Genomic DNA, 21560 nt, shown 5'->3' with positions numbered 1-21560 from the left:
TTTTTATCTTGTACACTCACACACCTTATACACGCATGATTGGAGATACTACTTTAGATAGTGGCTACGGCAGTGGCCTGATGGTCGATGGACCAGTGGCCGCAAACCTACGTAATGCCGGCAAGTGGGCCCGCTTTGTTGGGATTGCACTGCTGATTGTCATAGGACTCAGTCTCATCCCGTTTCTTTTCACGGGCACGGCTGCCTTCAGCGATCCGGCCTTTGGGCCGATTGCTGCCTTTGCAACGCCCTTCCTCATTGTGGTGGTTGCTGTCACTCTATTTAGTTTGTACCTCTACTACTTGGTGTTCGATTTCGGGCGTAAGGCCATGCGTGCGGTAGATAACAACGATCAGCTGGCGATGCAGTCTTCAATAGCCTCCTTGAGCAAGCTATTTTCTATCATCGGTATTTTAGTAGTCGTATACTTAGTGATTATCGGCGTGGTCTTCGTAGGTAGTATCGCAGCGGGTATGCTCGCTGGCTAATCCACCGGCCGCACCGCTATTCCCTCCCCCACCAGGTAGGTCTTCAGCTCCCCGATGCTCACCTCGCCGAAGTGAAAGATGCTGGCGGCAAGCCCGGCGTCGGCCTTGCCCCGCGTGAAGACGTCAGCGAAGTGCTCCTTATTTCCCGCCCCGCCACTGGCGATGATGGGGATACTCAGTTGCTCGCTCATCCGCGCCAGGGCCTCGGTGGCGAAACCAGCCTTGGTGCCGTCGTGGTCCATGCTGGTGAATAGGATCTCGCCCGCCCCCCGCTCCTGCGCCTCGCCCACCCAGTCGTATAGGCGGTGTGTCGTCTTGATGCGGCCACCGTTGAGGTGCACGTACCACTCTCCCCCCACCATGCGGGCATCCACGGCCACCACCACGAACTGGTTGCCGAAGGCGTAGGCCAGTTCGTCAATCAGCTCCGGGCGGCGCACGGCGGCCGAGTTGATGCTCACCTTGTCGGCCCCGGCGTCGAGCAGCACGTCGACGTCAGTGAGCGACTTAATGCCCCCACCGATAGTAAAGGGGATATTGAGGTGGCGAGCGATATCGCGCGCCAGATCGGCCAGCGTTTTACGCCGCTCATGGGTGGCGGTGATGTCCAGAAACACCAGCTCGTCGGCCCCCGCCAGGCTGTACTTCGCGCCCAGCTCGACGGGGTCGCCGGCATCGCGCAGGTTAACGAAGTTGACGCCCTTGACGGTGCGGCCGTCCTTGATGTCGAGGCAGGGGATGATGCGTTTGGCCAGCATCGTGCAAAGCTAGTCACTATTGCCCCCATCCCGCCGGGCGAGGTACTCCCGTACGTGGTCATAGTGAGAGTGATCGGCCCTGCCCCGGATCACCAGCTGCTCCGGCAGCGGCAGTAGGCCATCGTACTCCCGGTGCATCTCCTCCAGTAGGGCCCGGGCGCGTTCCGGCTCGCTGGTCAGCAGGTTGTTTTGCTCGCCCGGGTCGTCTTTGAGGTTGAAGAGCAGGGTATCGTGGGCGGCCACCGCCTTCATCCCCGGAGAGCCCGCAAAGCCACGGTAGGGCAGCTTCACCTTGTAGTCGCCGTGGCGGTAGGCCCGCAGCTCGTTGGCAAAGATGTAGAGCAGGCCCTGGTCAGCACGCTCGCCCGTACCCTCCAGCACGGCAGTCAGGTCGCGGCCATCGATGGGGCGGTCGGCGGGTAGTTCGGCTCCGGTAAGGGCGGCAAAGGTGGGCATCCAGTCCATCTGCGTAGCCAGCTCGTCGTACACCTGCCCGGCGGGGATACGGGCCGGCCAGCGGGCTACCGTCGGCACGCGCATGCCCCCCTCGAAGGTATACTGCTTGCCCTCCCGCAGTGCACCCGCGCTCCCGCCATGATCCTCCATGACTAGCCACGGCCCGTTGTCGCTGGAAAATATAACGAGAGTATTTTCGGCGATACCCAGGGAGTCCAGGGTTTGCATCACCTGCCCCACACTCCAGTCTAGTTCCTGCACCACGTCACCGTACAGTCCCCGCTCGGAGCTACCCACGAAGTCCGGCGAGGCGTAGATCGGCACGTGCGGCATATTGTGGGCCAGGTAAAGAAAGAAGGGCTCCCCGGCGTGCGCACGGATAAAGTCAGTGGCGTGCCGGGTATAGGTCTGCGTCAGGTACCGCTGATTGACCTGGAAGGAGTCCACCTCATTGCCGCTTAGGTACACCGCGCTTTCCATATCGTTGCTGTAGGGCATGCCGTAGTAGCTCTCGAAGCCCTGATTGAGCGGCAGGTAGCGCTCCATATGCCCCAGGTGCCACTTACCTACCATACCGGTCGCGTAGCCCAGGGGCTTGAGCAGCTCGGCGATCGTAATCTCCTCTGGTGGCATGCCCGTAAAGCTCTCCGGGAAGAACACCTCGTTGATGCCCATGCGCACGGGATAGCGGCCGGTGAGCAGGGCGGCGCGGGAGGGCGAGCAGACGGCTGAGGCGGAGTAGAACTCCGTGAATTTAATGCCCTCGGCGGCCAGGCGGTCGATGTTGGGGGTGGCGATGTCGGTGGCGCCGAAGCAGCCCAGGTCGCCGTAGCCTAGGTCGTCTACGAAGATGTGGATGATGGAGGGGGTGGTTGCGTTGTTGCGTTGTTGGGTTGCGGTCGTTGGAGGCGTCCCAGGGGGCGGGGCCCCGATAGCTATCGGGGGTGCGGAGGGATCGCAGGACAACAATGTGCATAGCGTGAGGATGAGGCAGGCGTGGGGGTAGTGCTTCATGTAGTTAAGATAGTGAATCAGAAGAAAAGGTCGAGGCGTTGTACGCCGAGCTACCGCGCGCGAAAATCGAGCCACAGCCGGCCACCCCAGATGCTCTTGCCGCCCCGGTGGCCACGAAACTGGTTGGGCATACCACTCGGAGCTACGCGCTCGGCTGGTTTGAACTTGGTGCCGATGGGGCTGATCGCGTCCAGGATGGAGACGTTGCCAATGGGGAAGCGGCCCTCGGTGTGTTGATTAGTGGCACCGCGGGGGCTATCCGGGGTGAAGAGGTGGAGGTACTTGCCGGGGGTGGCGGTGAGGAGGGTGAAGGGCTGCTCGGTGGTCTCTACGGTGGCCCAGTATAGATCGGCGTAGTAGCCCTTGAACTCGGGGTAGTCCCAGCTCTCGCCGGTGACGGTGTTGTTGTAAGCTTTCTCGTACAGCCCGAGATCGACGCCCCGCAGCCGGTTTTTCCATACGCGGTAGGGGCCGTCGCCTAGGTAGCGCACGCCGGTCACCCGGTCTTCGGGGTAATCGAAGGTGATGCCCATAAAATCATGCTCGCCGGAGGGGAAGTAGGCGTAGTCCAATTGGAGCAAGCCGCTGGGAAGCATCCGGTAGGTCAGGGTATCGAGGGGGCCGTCGAAGATGAATTCTACCACTGCTGCTCCATCTTCAGTGCGCTGCGTTACCGACCGGAGGGTGGCCGTATCCATAGTGAGCCGGGGGCCATTGCCAAAGGCGATCGGTCCGGCGGTATTGCGCACCGAGGCGATCGTACCGTCGCGCTTGTCTAGGCTGACGGTGACGCCGGCGGCGGAGAGGGTGATCATGGCATCCGTCTCCGTAGTCTGGGGCGCTGCTTCCCCGTCGGACGGGGCTAGCGCGGCATCCGTAATTCTAGCCGCCACCTCCGCCGGTTCGCTGATCGGGAGCGTCCAGTACATGACGGTGCGGCCGTGGGGGTCGGTGGCGACTAGTTCGAGGGCGTCGTGCTCTTCCCAATCCTCCGGGAGGTCGAGGTCTACGTAGGCACTCAGGCCGGGGGCTAGGGAGGGTAGATTTACGGTGGAGGTCGCTACCGTATCCACCCCGGCCGTCGTATTCGGGGCGGGGAAGTCGACGAGGGCGGTGCGCAGGCTACAGTCCGCCAGATCGGTAAAGTCGAAGCGGTTCTCGATCAGTAGCCGCCCGTCGAAGCCCGGGGGCAGCCGCTGCCGCTCGATGGCGATGGGCGACCAGATGTCGCGGATGGTGTAGAAGCTCGCCTCCCGTTCCCGGTAGGGACCTACGATGCCGTCCGGGGCCTTGTTGCCCTGGGTATCGATGCTGTCGCCCCGCGCCACGCCCTCGTCGGCAAACACCCACAGGAAGCCACCGGCGGAGAGCGGTTTACCACGCATCTCCCGCCACCAGTCGGCCAGCCCCGCGCCGTGCCCGCCGTCGTAGAGGCCGTGCAGGAACTCAGTAGGAAAGAACACCTCCGTACCGTCGAAGAAGGCCCCACCGCAGCAGTTAAAATCTGCGTAGTGGAAGGTGTAGGTGTCGTTGACCAGTCCCCAGGGGTGGATCACGGTCCGGTCCTGCGGATCATAGCGCCGGTAGTCGCCGAGCAGGGCGTAGTTATTGCCGCCCTCGTTACCGTTCGCCCAGAGCACCACGCTGGGGTGGTTGACGTCGCGCACCACCAGCTCCTCCACCAGTCTGCGGCCCACCACCGTATCGTAGGCATCCTGCCAGCCGGTGAGCTCGTCGATCACGAGCAGGCCCAGGGAGTCACAGACCTCCAGGAAGTGCTTCTCCGGTGGGTAATGCGACATGCGCACCGCGTTCATGTTCATGTCCTTCATGAGGTTCACGTCCACGACGCTGAGCGCCCTACTGGTCGTACGGCCGGAGGTCGGCCAGGAGGTATGGCGGTTCACGCCGCGGAACCGGATCTTCTGCCCGTTGAGGTAAAAGCCATCGCGGGGGCGCAGCTCGAAGGTGCGAAAGCCGATGCGCTCCGTCATCTCGTGCAGGGTGGTGCCGGCCTCATCTTCGATAGACACCACGAGTTGGTATAAATTAGGATATTCCGGTGACCAGGGCTCCACCTCCGGGATTCGGCCGGTGAGCACGACCAGACTGTCGGAGGCGGCCAGCGGCGTGGTGAGCGGGGGGCCTACGGGGGTCCCATCCGGGCGTTGCACCTGCGACCGCGCCCGGAGGGTACTGCTCTGGATGCCCTGCGGGAAGAGGTGGACGGTGAGGGTGCCGTCGGCCCGGGCATCGGTAGCGATGCGGCGGATGTGCTGGCGGGGCTTGGCCTCCAGGTAGACGGGGCGGTGGATGCCGGAGTGGACCCAGAAGTCGGCGTCGCGCTCCGCCCGGTTGACGGAGGCGTTGCGGGAGACGTTGTTGACGGTGACCTCCAGCTCGTTCTGCCCCGGGCGCAGTAGCTCGGTCACGGGGTAGCTGAACTCATAGAAGCCGCCCTGGTGGGTGGGTCCGGCGCTCTGTCCGTTGATGCGCACGCTGGCGTCGGTCATGACCCCTTCGAAGACAATGCTCACGTGGCGGTCGCTCCAGTTGGCGGGCACGGTGAAGGTGGTGCGGTATACGGCCGTAGCGTCGACCTCGGGCATGAGCTCGTGCCAGCCGGGGCGGTCGGGGCCGTTGGCCTGCCCGTAGGCGAACACCCCGTAGCCCTCGAACTCCCAGTTGCTAGGTACGGCGATCTTGCTCCACTCTCCGCTGTTGCGGCCGCGGTCGATGCGAAAGTCCCAGTCTACGCGGTGGTCCTTATCGGTGCCGGAGAGGTAGTAGGTTTCGGTAGTCTGGGCGAGGGCGGAGGTGGACAGCAGTAAGAAAAGGAGGTAGCGGAGTGGCATGGTGAATCGTCTGGGCGCACCCAAGTTAGGGAATGCGGGCGGGGCCGCTGGTGCAAAGCAGCGGAAGTAGCGCTGCGAATGTCATAAGAGTGCGTATCTTCCTCACGCACTACCACTTAGCCCATGAAGACTTACCTATTTTCTCTCTGTATGCTCCTGGCCTTCACGCTTACCGCCCAGGAGCGAAAGGGTAATTTTTATCTGAGTGGCAATACGGCCCTACAGTACTCGAAGGTAGAACGTGACCTCGATCAATTGAGCGGTGGTGCTAGGGTGTCTCAGCGGGTGACGGGGCTGCGCTTTGAGTCGTTCCGTAGCGGGTACTTCCTGACGAACCGCCTGCTGGTGGGGGCCCGCGCTGACTACGCCGGGGTCTCGCGCGACCAGCGGCAGTGGATCGGTGGTCGCACTACCCTCGCCTTTCAGCCCTTCGTGCGCTACTACTTTCTCGACCTGGGGGCGCGGCCGCTTTCCGTATTCGGTGAGCTGGGCTTCGGTACCGTAGGTGTCGGGGACGGCTCCGGTTTCGAGACCGACTTTCACCTTGGGCTGGGCGCGGAGCTGACCCTTGCTCCGGGCATCCTGGGTACGGCTAACCTGAATTACGACGCCTACGCCTACGGCCTAAACTACACCGTGTTGAACCTGGGGTTGAACGTACTCACCGGGCAGTTGCGCGGTACCACCAAGACAGCCTCCGTGGGGGCGGGTACCCTGACGGCCGCCGGGCAGTTAGCCAGCCTGGCCTACGGGCGTACGGCCAGCGGGGGACTGGCGGAATCCAATCTACTCGTCCGCCTATCGCCCCGTGTGGGCTACCTCGTGCTGGACGGTCTGCTGGTCGAAGCCGACCTCGGGGTAAGCTACGAGAGCTACCGTAGCGAGCGGGACTTTAGCTCCTCCTTTTTCGGTGACCTCACCACTGCGGACCTGACGGCCGGGGTGCGGGGCCGCTACTATTTCCTGCAGCGGAGTCGGCTGCTGCCCTTCGCGGGTGCCGGGATCGGCTACCGGCGACTGCGGCAGGAGGTGGGAGGGTTGGGCAACTCGGTCGAGCGGCGCTCGCGTACCTCCACCTGGCGACTGGGAGCGGGGGCCGCGTATTTCTTTTCGCCCCAGCTTGCGCTCGATCTCACTGTGGAATACAATTCGGGGACCGGGCGCTCGGCTTCCGGCCTCGTCGCGGCCGCCGATCGGGAGTGGGGCGGCGCGCTGGCGCTGCGGTTCTTTTTACCTCGGTAAATAGGTGATTAGGTTTACTTATCTTATATCGTAAGTATTCAAGCAGATTCGGTTATCGGGGGGAATAGGGCCTATCATTGTTGTTCAGATTTAATGAGTTTGACTTTCACCCGGCTTATCGCCCTCTACGCGCTACGTCTCAGTCTTTGACCAGTTGGCTGACATTGAACAACCCTCCTTTCTAATCCCCGACCCCGTCATGGAGTGGGTGCAGGCCAATCCCTTGCCTACCTTACTCGCCACGGAAGAAGGGGAGACCGTGGTAACAAATAAGGCCTTCGACGAGCTGCTGGCCCAATCGGAGCTACGGACGCAGGACTTTTTGATCGGTCACCCGGAGGAAGTTCCCGACGCCTCGCCGGACAGCAACCTGTTCGAAACTTTAAAGAGCGGACAGTGCGTCGTCAAACGGATCACGCTCGCTAAAAATCAGCACTACACCACCCATACCGTAAAGCTTACGGTTTCCGAAGGTTCCTGCCTGTGCTGTATGCTGATGCCGAGTGAGCATCCGGCACAGGCTAGGTTTTCGGCTATCCTTAATGATGTAGCCTGCTTTATTATCGAGCTGGACCTGAAGGGCAACCTCTTCTACATCAACGACCAGTTGCTGAAGCACCTGGGCTATGCCCCCCGGGAGCGGGATAAACTGTACCACCTCCGGCAGATCATCCAAAACTTGCGAGAGGAACGACTACAGCGTCAGATGGAAGATGTGGATACCAATGGGTCGACGCATTTTCGGACCGAGTTCCTCCGCAAAGACGGCACCCTATGTCCGATGGAGGTCAGTATCGTGTCGAGCCGTACACCCGACAATAGCCTGTACCTCCTGACGGCCCGCGACATCAGCTCCCAGCTCGAACACGAGGGTGCCCTCAAGGAGGCGCTCGTACAGGCCGAGTTGGAGGTCGGCGCGGCAGCGGACGAAAATCACCGGTTGCGAACGCAGCTCGACCACGGTGGCGACGGCACCCACCTGATCTACCACAGCGAGGCCTTTGCGGAGACGGTGCGGCAGATCCGCATGGTGGCGCCCACCGACGCAACCGTGCTCATCACCGGTGAGACCGGTACCGGCAAGGAGCTCATCGCCAAGACCATCCACGATCTCAGTGCGCGGGTGGACCAGCCCTTCGTCACCGTAGACTGTGGCTCCCTACCTCCCGAGCTAATTGAATCCGAGCTCTTCGGCTACCGCAGGGGGGCCTTTACCGGAGCGGCTAAAGACCGTCAGGGGCGCTTCGAGCTGGCCGATGGGGGTACCATCTTTTTGGATGAGATCGGAGAGTTGCCGCTGCTGATGCAGACACGCCTGCTGCGCGTACTTCAGGACGGCGAATTCATGCCCCTGGGGGCTACTCAGGTGAAGACCGTCGACGTACGCGTCGTCGCGGCTACTAACCGCGATCTACCGCAGCTGGTCAAGGAGGGCACGTTCCGCCGCGACCTCTTTTACCGCTTGAACGTCTTTCCCATTCGTACCGTGCCGCTGCGGGAGCGCAAGGACGACATCAACCCCCTGGTCCGTCACTTCATCAAGAAGTTCAACACCAAGTTCGAAAAAGATATCTCCGGTATCGATAGCACCACCCTGGACCGGATCAAACAATATGAGTTTCCCGGCAACGTCAGGGAGCTGGAGAATATGGTCGAGCGCGCCTTCATTATCACCAGCGGCGGCACCCTGCCCCTGGCCCTGCCACAGCACGAACCGGACCAACCGGAAACCCCCGTGCTGGATCTGTTCGACGGCACCCTCACCGAGTTCCTCTCCTTCGAGGAGTACCAGCGCAAGTACATCCAGCTGGTGCTCGATAATACCGGCGGCAAGGTGAGCGGTAAGGGCGGAGCGGCGGAAATTCTACAGATACACCCCCAGACGCTCTTCAGTAAAATGCGAAAATTGGGCATCCGGCGGTAACATCACGTTTTTATATCACATTGAAATCTTCGCCTCGTGCAAGTAGTATCTTCCTACCGTCTCCATTGGAATACCATCCTACAGACCGGCAGCATCGACCTTCGCCTCCAGAACGGTTCGGACGTCACCCTCACCGCCCACGACCCCGGGCATCTGATCCTCTGGGTAGACATGCTAAAACACGAACAGCCGGTCTACTACTGGAAGAACAACGACGGCGAGGGCCTGGCCTCAGACTGGGAGGAAGTGGAATCCTCCCAGGATGGGATGATGAAGCCGGCTACTAAGGGGGGGGGGGTAATGGGCGGGCAGCGGGAGTAACGTCATTCCGCGCCGAAAAAGATTATTCTGGCGCTGGTTTCCGCGAACCTAGCGTGAATGATCGCCCGGCCGGTATCGTCGAAACTTACGTCTACCCCCTCGGTGAGCCAGAAGTTCCGATCCACCCTTGCCTCCGTAACGTAGCTTACTTCCCGCCGGCCGTTACCGAACAGGACTACGGCTCCCCGGCCGGTCCGTGGGTCGATCTTCTCGTGGATTTCTACGGATTGCCCCGGGTTACCAGTGGTAAGCGGTGCGGCCCGGGTGATGGCCCCACGGACCTGCTTGTACTTATCCAGTACGGTGCCGATGAATTGCGTGCCCTCGGGGGAAGTGTCTAGGATATTCCCCCAGATACCATTTTGCCCCAGCACGAGGGAGGCTAGGTTTATCAGTTGGGAGTTTCGGGGCTCGTCGGGTTGGTAGTGCGTCAGGAACAGCACCGAGGGGATCCACTTATCATAATTCAGCACGGAGCGTAGGTACCAGCCCCGTGCCGGGCCTGGATTCACCAGTACATTGACGTTCCCGTTCGGGAGCGGGGTCTGCCATTGCTCGCTGACGTCCAGGTTGTGGTAGTACGGACCGTTATTAATCGCGAAGTACTTGCCCGAGGCCAGAAACGACAGCCCCACGGCCCGGCCCGGCTCCGTCACGTCAAAATCGAAGATCGTGGCGGGGTGCGCCCGGCTGACCTTGTCGACGATCTTAGATAGATAGATGGGTAAGAGGAACCCGTCGCGCGCATACCGTTCCGCTGCCGTGTGCGCCTCCGTTCCGTGATCGTGGCCCGCGGCATTGCAGTCGTTTTGCCAGACCGCGTCCCACTTGAAGTAGCTCACGCCTACTTCCTCGACCAGGTCGCTGAGGCGATCGGCGAAGTCTTCCCAGTAGGGGCTCACGATGCAGAGCGGGGCACTCTCCTCGGTTTCCCACACCGCTTCGGTCGGCCCCGGCACCCCATCCAGAACGGTGCGGTACTGCTTATTGCGTGCATACATCTCACTGCTCAGCGCCGCCATGCGCGGGTTGAACCAGAGTCCGAGCTTCATCCCGTACCGGTCCAGTAGCTGTTTCACCTGCCGCAGGGAGTCCGGAAAAAAGCCAGCGGCGGTATTCACCCGCCAGTCGCCCGTAGCGGTATACCACCCTGTATCGATCACGAAGACCTCGATACCCATCCGGTGGGCCCGTTCGATCTCCCGTAGCGTCTGCTCCAGGTTCATGGATCCGAGGTAGCTGCCCCCCGCCCACTTGACGCGCTCCTGCCGGCCCCAGGTGTTGTAAAAAATATAGGGCTGCCGGCTTTCTTTATTTTCGGAGAGGTAGTCCAGCACGAAGGTCCGGTAGTGTGCCGCCAGGCTATCCGCTCCACCACTGCTTCCCCCGAGCTCGAACCAGACGCTTCGGTAGGCGGCAGTATCCGCCAGTACCTGATCGCTGAGGTAGTTTCCCCTTACGGCCCTCAGCGATACGTTGCCGTCCCGCCGCAGGTCGTACTGTAGGTACGCACTACCATAGTCCGAACCATGCTCGTAAGCCAGCAAAAAGGTGCTATTTTCCCGTTGCAGCACCAGCAGGGGCCCCATCACCGCTAGCTCGTTGTCGAAGTACCGCTGCCCCACCACCTGCTCATCCAGGCTATAGCTGTGCGACCGGTCGTCGTAATTCGATAGCCGCACTTCCGTTACTTCGGTAAAGTCACCGGACCGGGTGGTCAGGTAGGTCAGCCTATCCTTCCCACCGGCCTTCGTCAGCTTATGGTCCGCCCCCCCCGACAGTCCGTAAGCAAAGCGGACGACGGGATTATCCGGTGCCAGCCGCACCAGGATGCTTAGTTGAACACCGGGCAGTTGGCTCAGAGCTCCGCTGAAGCGGTACTCGGTTACCCCGTTAAGAAGCGTACGTGGAGCCGCGGCTACCGTAAATTCATCCACCTCACCGCTGACCTGTGCCCCGTCGATCTCAAACTGTGGGGGCTCGAGTTCCAGACTTACCCCGCCGGCCTTCAGAGTGTACCGCCAGAGGTAGTCGCCTCCCTCGGCGAGTTCCAGCTGGATCAGTTCATTCTCGAGGGCGTGCTGCGCTTGGATGGAGCTCCGGTAGGTGACGAGGAAGAAGGGGAGGAGGAGGACTAGGAGGCGGTGGTGCATAATCAGGGGGCCAACTCAGTCGGCGCTACTAGCAAAGTGGTAATTCGCAAAATCGATGAACTGGTTCCAGTCGTAGTCGAGCACGGCGTGGCCCCGCCGGCGGAGGTGGTAGCCGATGGTGGCCCGGTCCAGGGCCTCGTTCGGGGGCGGGGGGGTGTCCTGAGGTAGGCCAGAGGCGCCGAGTAATCGGTAGACCGGACCGGCGTGGTAGGCCGCCAAAAACTCGCCCCGGGGGTCGGCCCAGCGGTCATCGACGGCGCTGGCGACGTAAACCGGGCGCGGGGCCACCAGGGCAATTAGCTCATGCTGGTCAACGGGCAGGTCCTCCTCCCGACCGGCGTACTCCGGAAAGCGATCATTGAACCAGTGGGGGAAGGCCTCGTTGATGCTGGCCACCGTCTCGCCGTAGCGCCGCCGGCTCAGGGCGGCACCGCCGCAGCCGGAGTTGTTGGAAACGACCACGGCGGCGCGCGCGTCATTGGCCCCGGCCCAGAGGGCGGCCTTGCCCATGCGAGAATGGCCCATGATGACGATCTGATTGGGATTGAGCAGGGAGTCCGTCACCAGGTAGTCGATGGCGCGGGAGTAGCCCCACGCCCAGGCCGCGATCGTGCCCCATTCATCCACCGCGGGCCGTTGCTGCGTACCGGTGTAGAAGAGGGGGTGCACGCCGTCGGTCCAATCGTCGGGGCGGTCGCCGTCGAAGTCCCCACTGTAGATGGTCGCGAAGGCGTAGCCCCGGCCCACGACGAGTTCGGGGTTCCAGCGGTGGCCGCGCGCGCCGCGGGAGGCTTCCATGGCCCGGTGTTCCGTGATGCCGTAGGTCTCCTGGTTGGGTAGCCAGTTGGGGGTGAGTAGTACGGCCGTGTCCGGCAGTACGGCGTGGTTGCCGAAGAAGTTCATGCCCAGCAGTACGGGTACGGGGCCGTTCGCCTGGTTGGGCACGTAGAGCAGCAGTCCGGCCCGCAGCTCGTGCGGCCCGTAGTACATACTGATAGCGACCTGCCGCCGGAGGGCCTTGCCGCGCATCGCCTCGCCCTCCTCTACGATCTGCCAGCTTATGCTATCCAGTTCGCCGGGCACGCTGCCGTACACATGGTCTTCGAACAAGCGTAGGAGTTCGGCGCGGCGCGCGGGCCATTCGGCGGCGGTGACGGGGGTGCCGTCCGTGGCGATGAGGGGGTCCGGCAGGGTGTAGGCGGGGACTTGGGCTTCGTCGTAGTTGGGCTGGGGGGTTTGGGCGGGGAGGTATCCGCAGGCGGTCAGTAGGAGGTAAACGAGGAAGTAGTTACGGTACCGGAGGTGAGTCATCACATTATAATATTAGGCATGCATGGATAGAAAGACTGGGCACACCCCGCCCCCTACAAACTCCAAGCCCGCCCCCCCAAACTAGCCAGATCCACACACCCATCATACCCCCCCGGCACCGGATCGTAGTGCAGTACCTCCGTCCCAATCTTCTCGGAGGATAAATAGCCCCACAGCGCCATCGACTTCAGCGAACGGTAAAAGCCCACCGGCGGCTGCTCGCCCACGGCCGTGCCCCAGACCTGCGGATTGTACCTAGGTGCCACGCCCTCGGCCGCCGTAAAGAGCTCGCCCCGCTGCGTAGCATCGAGCTGGTGGAAGGGCATGCCGTACTGGGTGCGGGCCCCCTCGTCGAACTCCAGGATGCCAGTCTGGAGGGGGGAAGGTTTGTCTCCTTCACCGGCCGTAGCGGCCATGACGCGGTCGATGAAGGCGGGTACGCCTACATCCAGTCCGCCGGGGCCCCGATAGCTATCGGGGGTGCGGGGCAGGAGGGTATCGACGTAGGAGGTGACGAAGCGGGCCTCGCTGTCGGTGAAGTACTGCGGCGACCAGTCGAGGTCGGGCTCGTCGCGGCCGCAGGACTGTAGGGCAATTAAAAGTGAAGGGGCAGTAACGGCCACCCCGCTGAGGTAGCTGAGGTGGCGGAGGACGTCTCTACGGTGCATCAGATATTCTGTTTGTTGAGCTCGGCGACGGCGTGGTCGGCCGCGCGGGCGGTGAGGGCCATGTAGGTGAGGGAGGGGTTAACGCAGCTGGAGGAGGTCATGCAGGCTCCGTCGGTGACGAAGACGTTCTTAGCGCCGTGTACCTGGTTGAAGGCGTTGAGCACGGAGGTCTTCGGGTCGCGGCCCATGCGGGCGGTACCCATCTCGTGGATGCCGTTGCCCATCTCGTGGCGGTTGTCGAAGCCGACGATGTCCCTGAGGCCTACGCGCTCGAGCATCTCGACGGCATCCTCGCGGGCTTGCTTGTTGAGGGCGTACTCGTTCTCACCCCACTCAGCATCGATGGAAAGCGTAGGCTGGCCCCACTTGTCCAGCACCTCCTCGTTGAGGGTGACCTGGTTGCTGTGGTAGGGCAGGCACTCCGAAAAGCCGGTGATGAAAAACTCCCACGGGCCGGGCCCGAGGATCTTCTCCTTAAACTCTGCCCCGAAACCCTCGGCGTTGTTGTTGCCGATGCGCCCGCCGCCGCCCTGGTAGCCGAAGCCGCGTACGAATTTATCGGATTGCGATTCCGCGTTCACGTTCCAGTAGCGGGGAATGTAGATGCCGTTGGGCCGCCGGCCGCTGTAGTACTTATCGTCGAAGCCCTCCACGGTGCCCACGGCCCCCACGCGGTAGGTGTGGTCCATGAGGTTGTGACCGAGCTCGCCGCTGTCGTTGCCCAGTCCGTTCTCAAAGCGCTGCGACTTGGAGTTGAGCATGATGTGGGTGGTGCTGAGGGCCGAGGCGTTGAGGAAGATTACCCGGGCTTTGTAGTCGATCACGTCGTTGGTCTCGGCGTCGATCACGCGTACCCCGGTAGCCCGTCCTTTCGCATCGTCGTAGGTCACCGACTGGGCGATCGAGAACGGCCGTATGGTGAGCTTGCCCGTCTTCTGGGCGGCCGGTAGCGTGACAGCGTTACTGCTGAAGTAGGCTCCGTACGGGCAGCCCCGGCTACAGCGATTCCGGTACTGGCACTGTCCGCGGCCGTTGTGCGGCACGGTCAGGTGGGCGCAGCGACCGATGATGAGGTGGCGGCCCTTAAAGTTTTTTTCCAGCCGCTCCTTCACGTGCTTTTCCACGCAGTTCATTTCCATGGGGGGCAGGAAGTGACTATCGGGTAGCTGCGGTAGGCCCAGCGGCGACCCACTGATACCGGCGAATTTCTCCACGTAGGTGTACCAGGGCTCGATGTCTTTGTAGCGGATGGGCCAGTCTACGCCGTGCCCATCTTTAGCATTGGCCTCGAAGTCGAGGTCGCTCAGCCGGTAAGTCTGTTTGCCCCACAGGATCGAGCGGCCGCCCATCTGGTGAGCGCGGATCCACAGGAAGGGCTTGATCTCCGTGTAGGGGTTTTCGCGGTCGTTGGCGTGGAAGTGCTCGATGTCCTTGCTCACGAAGCCCGAGCGTACGCTCTTGTAGTGCTTGTCGCGTTCCTGGGCGGTGAGGCCGCCGCGCAGCTCCAGGTCCCAGGGGTCGAGGTTCATGGTGGGGTAGTCCTTGACGTGTTCTACGATTCGGCCGCGTTCGAGGACCAGCGTGTTGAGGCCCTTTTCGGTGAGTTCCTTGGCCGCCCAGCCGCCGGAGATGCCGGAGCCTACTACGATGGCGTCGTAGGTGATGGATTTGTCGGCGTCGATGTTGTAGTTGGCCATTTGGGTGGTTTAAGGGATCTTGAAGATACGGCGGTTTGAGTACAATGCTGCCTCCGGCGGCGGCAGTAAAATGCAGCCTCTGGCTGCGCTGGGGTATGCGTAGCAAACTCACCACAGAAGGGCTTCACCGAGGTTATACAGAGAAGCTACTGCCCGTCATACAGCACACGCCGCAGCTCCACCAACCTCCCCTCCGCAAACCCCACCGGCAACTCCTCCGGTAACTCACTCTTCGTCACCGCCGCATCCAACGCTGCCAACCGCTCTTCGGCAAGCTCCAGCACCTCATCCAGCGTATACCTCCCTGCTTTGACGGCGAGGAGGAACTCCCGGTTCGGACGCCGCACGTTGAGCCGGCCCTCGGTGAAAATTTCGGTAGCCATTTCGAGCAGGCGCAGCGTGTGCATCATGTTCTTGGCGTCGTAGCCCTGGCCGTGGGCGAGGGTGCCGAGGTAGCGGGCGTCGTTGCGGCGTTCGACCCAGTCCCAGTAGGCGCGGTGGTCGCGGCAGTAGGTGGAGTAGCCGTCCTTGTTGAAGCTGAGGTAGGCAATCACGGGCTGGCCCTTTGGTACGTCGGAGAGCACCACCTGGTTGGACTGGGGGCGGGAAACGCCCTGGCCCCAGCCCGCCCCGCTGCTATCGTGGTACATGGCGTAGAGGTCGCGGGCATGATCGACTTTGGCAAGGGCCAGAGTAGCGGCTGGGGTGCCGGTTTGGTGTGACCAATCGGCGAGGGACTGGCTGCGGCCGTGCTCGATTACGTAGCAGAAGGCTTCGACGCCGGCGCGCTGCTCCGGCATGGGGTTATGTACCTTTTTGTTCAGGCCACGGGCCTTGCGGATCTGGGTGATGGCGTAGCCGGCGAAGGTGTCGCGGCAGGCCTTGGTGAGCCAGTCCGCTACTTGGAGCTGGTTCATGAGCGGGTGGCGGTACAGGACGTCTACTCCTGTAGTAGCCAATAGCTCCAGGGCAGTGGGGTTGGCTTTGTCGAGTAGCTCGACAAAGCGGCCGAGCTCGTAGTAGCTGCGGTCGTTGGTGGCATCGGCAAGCTGGGCGGTATAGTGTAGGCCGAGCAGGCGGTCGTAGGGCAGCAGGAATACCCCACGGAAGTCCTCGTCGGACTCGGGGGTGGCGAGCCCGTAAGCGTGGCTGCCGCTGCGGCATTCCAGTAGCAGGTGCCGGCCGGGACGCAGGTCCTCGACGTTCATGGATAACCGATGGTTTGGCGGAAGAAAGCATCTGCCTCATCGGACCGGTTCACGTCCTTATCCATCCCAGTACAGGCGGTGGTGGCGTGCATCTTTAGCTCAGCGAAGTAGGTCATCAGGCGGGGGTCGACGCGGGTGCGGTAGTCTTCACGTACGGTGTGCTTGAGCTCCATCAGCTCGTGGATGAGCGCCGTCAACTCACGGTCATCGATCAGGGGCAGCAGACCATCCATCGTAATGGGTGGCCGCCGGCCGTGCCGTACGATGTAGGTCGCCGCCAGGATCGGCCGCATCCAGTAGCAAAATTTCTTCAGGTTCCAGCGCTCATCGGTGTCCAGGCCAGCCTGCCGGGCCCCGTGGGCGATGCCCAGGTAGTGGGCGATGGCTTTGCGGGGGCGGAAGTAGGTATCGGCGAGTCGGCGGCAGTCCTCCAGAAACGTTCCCGTGACATGGTAGACGATCGGCGAGGCCAGCCACTCCAGCACATTGGGGTTACTGTTCGATAAGTGATGCAGGAATTTACGTACGTCCCAGCCGGCCAGGTCCAGTTCGCCGCCGCGCTCGATGTGGGGACCGATCATATCCCGGCCCGGGTGCAGGCTCAGGTACCAGGCCGGCCGGTGGCGGTATACGAAGCGCACGTCGTAGTCGCTGTCGGTGCTGGCCAGGCCCCAGGCGCGGCTGCCGCTCTCGATGGCGAAGAGGATTTCTACGTCGTAGCGGGTGGCGGTTTGCGCGAGCGCGGGTGCAATGAAGGGGGGTGGGGGCATGGTGAGACAACGGTCGATACGTATTGAAAAGTTCCGTTGGCTCCCGGCTTCCAGCCGGGGCGACCGAGCCGCGGAGGCTTGGTCACTGAGCTGTGTAGACCGTAGTGGCTAGTGCTAGCTGCCCCATGAGGGTGAGCAGGGGAGCCATTAAGAATAGCGATAGCACTTGCCAGGTTTTACGGAAGCTATCCTCGTAAAGCAAGGGGCCAGTAGGCATACTGCTGGGTAGTTTGTAGTTCGACACCGGTTCTGGGTAGTGCGTTGCACTCGCGTTTACAGACTGTGTTAACCAGCGCAGCCAGAGGCTGCATTTTGCTACCGCGGTCGGAGACCGCATTTTACTGCCGGTGATAATACCGGCACCGCTCCCGCACCACACACTCCCCACACTTCGGCCGCGAGTAGGTACACACCCGCTGCCCGTGCTTGAAGAGCAGCTTGTGAAAATTCAGCAACTCATCGGCGTCTTTCGGGAGCATGTCGAGCAGGGCCTTGTGCGACTTGGCCTGGGTGATCTTCTCGGGCAGGATGCCGAAGCGCGTACTCACCCGGTGCACGTGGGTATCGACGGGCAGGGCCGGGCGGCGCAGGGAGAAGAGGAGCACGAAGGTGGCCGTCTTGAAGCCTACACCGGGTAGCTCCATGAGTAGGTTCTGGGCCTCGTCGACGGGCATGTCGGCCAGGAACTGCAGGTCTAGCTTGCCGTAGCGTTCCAGGATCAGGTTGAGCATCTCCTTGATGCGGGGGGCCTTGATCTCGGGCCAGCGCGAGGTCTGGATACACTGCTCGATGCCCTCCACCGTTGCACCTGCGACCCCGGCCCAGTCGCCGTAGGTTGCTAGCAGATTATCGTAGGCTTTTTTCTCGTCGGCGTAGTTGGTGCGCTGTGAAAGGGTAGTGGCGATGAGCTGGTCGACGGCCGACTTGGTGCTGTAGCGGGTCTGACGGCCGTAGGTGGCCTCCAGCGTCTCGACGAGGTACTGCAGGTCTTCGTAGGTAGCTTCGGTGGCGGACATACCCCTATAAGGTGCCCCACACCACCGGATGTTTTAGGGGGCGGGGCCCCGATAGCTCCGATAGCTATCGGGGGGGGTGCGCACTAAGTGGGTGATGGGCGGTATGCCTGGGTTCAAACCGTCATCACGCGGGTAGCTGATTTACTGAGCTTTCCGGTATCGACGTACAGTCCGAAGCCGGGTGCCGGCTCCCAGTGCACCCGCCCCGCCGCGTCAGTGTGGGTAGCTTTCTGCTCGATACAGTCCAGGAATGCCGTCGACTCCTGCGGCTTTTCCAGTGCCTCGGTGCACACGGCGCCGAACCCACAGGCGATCTGCTGCCAGGCCGTAGCCCCCGCCCCCACCAGGCTATCGTCGCCGATCATGATCTGGCCGCCCCAGCCCTGAATGCGGCGGCCAAGGGTGACCATATCCGCCAGACTACCGGTCGTCTTCGGGTGGAAGTTGTAGATCCTGCCCATGCCCGGCAGCAGGGTGTGGACGCTCTCCCAACTGGGGCGGAGCGGCTTATCGGGGATGAGGGCCAGCTCGCCGACCAGTCCCTGTAGCTCCACCCATTCCGGATTGGTCAGCTCGGCGGGGTCCTCGCAGCCATTCAGACCGGCGGCGTGGTGAGCCGTGAGGATATTAGCGTACTGTTGCAGCGTGCCGTCCTTGTAGCCGCCGTTCGGATCGCCAATCAGGAAGGCCTCCGGCCCGAGTGCTTCCCGGAGGGTACGGATCAGCACCCGGTCGTTTTCCGCGTCTCCGAAGAGCTTCAACTTCACGTGGCTGGTGAGATGTTGCGCGCGGGCCTCTTCCACTTTGGCCAGTAGGCGGGCGGGGTCGGACTCCAGGATCGCAAAAAGGCCGGGCACGGATTGGTTGTCCTTTAGCCCCAGTAGCCGCACCGCCGGCGTATCCTCCTGGCGGCCCAGGAGGTCATACAGCGCGAACTCCAGCCATTCCACCGGTCTGCTTTCCCACTCCCCGTACTTTTCGGCCCGCAGCCAGTCGAGTGCTTGCTGTGGCGTTTTTCCGACGACGAGCGCCGCGCGTTCCCGCCATTCCGACAGGTCTACCTCCGGCTCGTTCACGCTGGCGATGATTTCCGACCAGCCACCGTGTGCGTCGGTACGCAAGTGCAGCATCAGGTGCTGGCGGTTGTACCAGGTGCCGGTACTGAAGTGCCTTACGGCCTCGACGTTGATGAGGTACAGCTCGGCGCCGACGATCGACGGCTCGACGTGCCGGCGGGGCAGGGCGGCCAGTCCGGCAGCTAGCCCCAGGCTACCCGTGGTGAGGAAAGTTCTTCGGTTCATGCCCCTAAGTTACTCCGGCCAGTTGACACGTAGGCGTGTCCAACCATCCGCTTCGGTAGCCAGGCGGTAAGTAGTCCCGTGCCCCTCCAGAATATCCCGCGCCAGGGTCAGCCCCACCCCCTGTCCGCTGCCCTTTGTACTGAAGAAGGGCGTGAACAGGCGGTCGGCCACCTCCTGCGGGATGCCCGGCCCGTCATCCGCGATCACAAAGCCAACCGGACGGGCCTGGGTGCTCAGCTCGATCCGCCCTCCCTGCCCGATGCTCTCGCGGGCGTTCGTGAGGGCGTTGATGATCACCTGCTCCAGCTGTCCCGCATCGGCTTCCACCGGCACCGGGCGCTCGGCTAGGTGGTAGCTTAGCTCAATCCCGGCGGAGTGGAGCAACCCGGCCATCACCTCCCCGGCACCCCGTACTAGTTGGTTCAGGTCCAGACGGCTCAGCTGGGGTTCGGGCAGCCGCACCACGCGGGCGAAGTTGCGCATGAAGGCCGTCAGGTTCTCCGCTCGCTGGATCACCGGGGGTAGGTACTCCCGCGTAAGCTCGGGCAGCTGCGGGTCAGCCTCTTGGGCGATCTCCAGCAGGGAGCGCAGCAGCGATACAATGGCGGCATTCGAATTATTCACCTCGTGGGCCATCATGCGGATCACCTTCCCGTAGGCCTCCTTTTCGGCCTGTAGCAGGTCGGCCGTCACATCCTGTAGCACCACGAAGCCACGCTCAAAGCCCCGGTCGATAAAGGTGGCGTACTCGGCGTGGATGCGGCGGTTGTCGGCCGTCGTGTATACCCGCTTTTCTCCGGGTGCTTGCGTCCCGATAACCCCGATAGCTATCGGGGGGACAGGTGCAAGGATACCTTCGATAAATCCGGGTGCTTTCTGCCTTAAGCGAGTCACCCAGGGGTTTTCCGACTGCACCCCGCCGTCGAAGTCCAGGATCAGGATGCCCACCTCCGCGGCGCTCACCAGTTGGTCCAGGAACTCCTCCCGCTGCCGGCCCGTGACCCGCTCGCGGCGCAGTTGGTCGATCATGCGGTTGTAGACCGTGCCGAGGCGGTCCATTTCGGGGCTACCGGTGGGGGTCATCTTGACGGAAAAGTCCTGATCGGCCAGCGCCCCCACCCCGCGGCTCAGTAGGTCGAGCGGGGCTACCAGCACCTGGTAGAGGCGGTAACCGAGGTAGGCGCTCAGGAGCAGGATCATCTCCACGAGCAGCAGTACCGGTCCGCCGCCGATGGCATAGTAGGCCAGCACCCCCAGCAGCAGGTGGAGGGTGGTGAGGTAGGCGATGTACTTTAGGGGGGTGGGCACGGGGGGTACGGTAAGGGGGACAAAGTCAGTCTTACCCTGGCGGACGAGCCAAAACTACTTCTTCAACCCGATCTCCCGCAGCCGCTCATCCAAATACTCCCCGGCCGTGATTGGCGCGTAGGCCTGCGGCCGCTTCTCCGTCACCGTGCTCGGTAGCACGTCCAGCCGCATCTCCGGGCGGGGGTGCAGGAAGAAGGGGATCGACAGCCGCGGCTCGTGCCACTGCTCGCGGGGCGGGTTGACGACGCGGTGGGTCGTCGACTTCAGGTAGTTGTTGGTCAGCCGCTGGAGCATGTCGCCGACGTTGATGACGATCTCATCGTTCTCGGGCACGATCTCTTGCCACTCGCCGGCCGTGTTCTGGAGCTCGAGTCCGCCGGCACTGGCACCGACCAGCAGGGTGATCAGGTTGATATCCTCGTGCTGCTCGGCCCGGATGGCGCTCTTCGGCTCCTGGGTGATGGGCGGGTAGTGGATCGCCCGCAGAATGCTCATGCCATCGTGGGTGTACTGCTCGAAGTATTTCTCATCGAGGCCTAGGTAGAGTGCGATGGCCCGCAGCAGATCATTCCCGGCCTGCTCGAAGGCGCGGTAGAGTTGCAGTCCCAGCTTCATAAAGGCGGGCACCTCCTCCACGTAGGGGTTCTGCTGGTAGTCGCTGGCCGAGGTATCGCTGAGCTCCTGCCCGATCTGGAAAAACTCCTTGAGGTCGGCCACCTGCGACTGCTTGGCGTGCTCCTTGCCGAAGCTGGTGTAGCCCCGCTGTCCGGCCGCTCCCGCCACCTCGTACTTGCGCTTGGTTTCTACGGGTAGGGCGAAGAATTGCTTGGCCGCTACGTAGAAGTCGTCGATGAGTTCCTTAGGAATACCGTGGCCGGTCACGCCTACGAAACCGATGTCGTGAAACGCCTCGCCGAGCTCGTCGATGAACTCTTGGCGCTGGGTGGGGTGGCCGGTTTGGAACTGGGTTAGGTTGACTAGGGGGATGGTACGGGTCATGGTGGGGTTGTTGGGTTGTTGAGTTGTTGGGTTGTTGAGTTGCTAGCGTTGGAGGCGTGGTAGGCGTGGTA

Annotated in this window: 18 protein-coding genes; 4 read left to right on the top strand and 14 right to left on the bottom strand. The window is 62.4% G+C overall.

Annotation, left to right across the window (positions count from 1 at the left end; all coding sequences use genetic code 11):
* Positions 1–35: 35 nt before the first annotated feature.
* Positions 36–488 carry a hypothetical protein gene (locus tag ACOOHD_RS15630; protein ID WP_420458813.1) on the top strand — a complete coding sequence of 151 codons (453 nt, stop codon included), beginning with the start codon at positions 36–38 and terminating at the stop codon, positions 486–488.
* Here ACOOHD_RS15630 and hisF read toward each other — a convergent pair.
* Genes hisF through ACOOHD_RS15615 form a run of 3 tightly spaced genes read right to left on the bottom strand, consistent with a single transcriptional unit; the run spans position 485 to position 5571 of the window.
* Positions 485–1246 carry an imidazole glycerol phosphate synthase subunit HisF gene (hisF, locus tag ACOOHD_RS15625; RefSeq protein WP_420458812.1) on the bottom strand — a complete coding sequence of 254 codons (762 nt, stop codon included), beginning with the start codon at positions 1244–1246 and terminating at the stop codon, positions 485–487. The two genes, ACOOHD_RS15630 and hisF, sit on opposite strands and share 4 nt — an antisense overlap.
* A 9-nt stretch (positions 1247–1255) precedes the next feature.
* A complete protein-coding gene (locus ACOOHD_RS15620; protein ID WP_420458811.1) occupies positions 1256–2716 on the bottom strand; it encodes a sulfatase in 1461 nt (486 codons plus the stop codon).
* 50 nt (positions 2717–2766) lie between these two features.
* On the bottom strand, positions 2767–5571 hold the full coding sequence (locus ACOOHD_RS15615; protein ID WP_420458810.1) for a glycoside hydrolase family 2 TIM barrel-domain containing protein: 2805 nt from the start codon (positions 5569–5571) through the stop codon (positions 2767–2769).
* Positions 5572–5694: 123 nt separating this feature from the next.
* On the opposite strand from ACOOHD_RS15615, the gene ACOOHD_RS15610 reads away from it, so the two are divergent.
* From ACOOHD_RS15610 to ACOOHD_RS15600, 3 genes are all read left to right on the top strand, one after another.
* Complete coding sequence (locus ACOOHD_RS15610) at positions 5695–6813, top strand: outer membrane protein (protein WP_420458809.1); 1119 nt, start codon at positions 5695–5697, stop codon at positions 6811–6813.
* 154 nt (positions 6814–6967) lie between these two features.
* The gene (locus ACOOHD_RS15605) at positions 6968–8737 is read left to right on the top strand and encodes a sigma-54 interaction domain-containing protein (RefSeq protein WP_420458808.1); all 1770 of its coding nucleotides are present in this window, start codon (positions 6968–6970) and stop codon (positions 8735–8737) included.
* Positions 8738–8773: 36 nt separating this feature from the next.
* Positions 8774–9058, top strand: coding sequence for a hypothetical protein (locus tag ACOOHD_RS15600; RefSeq protein ID WP_420458807.1), 285 nt, complete (start codon positions 8774–8776; stop codon positions 9056–9058).
* Positions 9059–9060: 2 nt separating this feature from the next.
* On the opposite strand, the gene ACOOHD_RS15595 is transcribed toward ACOOHD_RS15600, so the two are convergent.
* The 11 genes from ACOOHD_RS15595 to ACOOHD_RS15545 all read right to left on the bottom strand — a co-directional run bounded on the left by ACOOHD_RS15595 (position 9061) and on the right by ACOOHD_RS15545 (position 21489).
* Entirely contained in the window at positions 9061–11211 is a 2151-nt protein-coding gene (locus ACOOHD_RS15595) for an alpha-galactosidase (protein ID WP_420458806.1), read from the bottom strand.
* A 15-nt stretch (positions 11212–11226) separates the two neighbouring features.
* A complete protein-coding gene (locus tag ACOOHD_RS15590; protein WP_420458805.1) occupies positions 11227–12522 on the bottom strand; it encodes an acetylxylan esterase in 1296 nt (431 codons plus the stop codon).
* 53 nt (positions 12523–12575) lie between these two features.
* Positions 12576–13190, bottom strand: a complete 615-nt coding sequence (locus ACOOHD_RS15585) for a gluconate 2-dehydrogenase subunit 3 family protein (RefSeq protein ID WP_420458804.1) — start codon at positions 13188–13190, stop codon at positions 12576–12578.
* On the bottom strand, positions 13190–14887 hold the full coding sequence (locus tag ACOOHD_RS15580) for a GMC oxidoreductase (protein WP_420458803.1): 1698 nt from the start codon (positions 14885–14887) through the stop codon (positions 13190–13192). The genes ACOOHD_RS15585 and ACOOHD_RS15580 overlap by 1 nt, the downstream gene beginning before the upstream one ends.
* A 146-nt stretch (positions 14888–15033) precedes the next feature.
* Positions 15034–16095, bottom strand: a complete 1062-nt coding sequence (locus tag ACOOHD_RS15575; RefSeq protein WP_420458802.1) for a DNA polymerase beta superfamily protein — start codon at positions 16093–16095, stop codon at positions 15034–15036.
* The gene (locus ACOOHD_RS15570) at positions 16092–16865 is read right to left on the bottom strand and encodes a DNA polymerase beta superfamily protein (RefSeq protein WP_420458801.1); all 774 of its coding nucleotides are present in this window, start codon (positions 16863–16865) and stop codon (positions 16092–16094) included. The genes ACOOHD_RS15575 and ACOOHD_RS15570 overlap by 4 nt, the downstream gene beginning before the upstream one ends.
* Before the next feature lie 82 nt (positions 16866–16947).
* Complete coding sequence (locus ACOOHD_RS15565; RefSeq protein ID WP_420458800.1) at positions 16948–17082, bottom strand: hypothetical protein; 135 nt, start codon at positions 17080–17082, stop codon at positions 16948–16950.
* A gap of 121 nt (positions 17083–17203) precedes the next feature.
* A complete protein-coding gene (locus ACOOHD_RS15560) occupies positions 17204–17881 on the bottom strand; it encodes an endonuclease III domain-containing protein (RefSeq protein WP_420458799.1) in 678 nt (225 codons plus the stop codon).
* A 113-nt stretch (positions 17882–17994) separates the two neighbouring features.
* On the bottom strand, positions 17995–19182 hold the full coding sequence (locus ACOOHD_RS15555; protein WP_420458798.1) for an enolase C-terminal domain-like protein: 1188 nt from the start codon (positions 19180–19182) through the stop codon (positions 17995–17997).
* 9 nt (positions 19183–19191) lie between these two features.
* The gene (locus tag ACOOHD_RS15550; RefSeq protein WP_420458797.1) at positions 19192–20490 is read right to left on the bottom strand and encodes a sensor histidine kinase; all 1299 of its coding nucleotides are present in this window, start codon (positions 20488–20490) and stop codon (positions 19192–19194) included.
* 54 nt (positions 20491–20544) lie between these two features.
* A complete protein-coding gene (locus tag ACOOHD_RS15545; RefSeq protein WP_420458796.1) occupies positions 20545–21489 on the bottom strand; it encodes an isopenicillin N synthase family dioxygenase in 945 nt (314 codons plus the stop codon).
* Positions 21490–21560 lie beyond the last annotated feature (71 nt).

It is taken from the genome of Neolewinella sp. (assembly GCF_965214665.1).
Lineage (GTDB): Bacteria > Bacteroidota > Bacteroidia > Chitinophagales > Saprospiraceae > Neolewinella.
The sequence above is the reverse complement of the archived record's forward strand: the minus strand, read 5'-3'. Positions and strand labels throughout refer to the sequence as shown.